This window comes from Acidisoma cellulosilyticum (assembly GCF_020621385.1).
Classification (GTDB): Bacteria; Pseudomonadota; Alphaproteobacteria; order Acetobacterales; family Acetobacteraceae; genus Acidisoma; species Acidisoma cellulosilyticum.
Genome location: NZ_JAESVA010000059.1, coordinates 1 through 206, shown reverse-complemented (window position 1 = coordinate 206; position 206 = coordinate 1). Strand labels below are relative to the sequence as shown.

Sequence of the window (206 nt, the reverse complement as noted above, 5' to 3'; positions counted from 1 at the left end):
CGGACAGCCTCTGTCGTTGTGGCGCTCCCGTGTAAAACCTGGCCCATAGTGCCTCCCTCCATTCAGAAGAAAAGATCGCACCATCAAAGCCCGGGATCAAACACCTACGGACGGGGGCTCCTTGGGCAGACATTCCGCAGCGCTATGGGCCGCATACGACCTGCGTCAACCGGTTCAACCGTTGGCGCAAGGCGGGCGTTTGGGCA

At 60.7% G+C, this 206-nt stretch carries 1 pseudogene; it reads left to right on the top strand.

What is annotated here, in order from left to right:
• Positions 1 to 107 precede the first annotated feature (107 nt).
• Positions 108 to 206, top strand: a pseudogene (locus ACELLULO517_RS28520) (transposase); the annotation flags it as partial.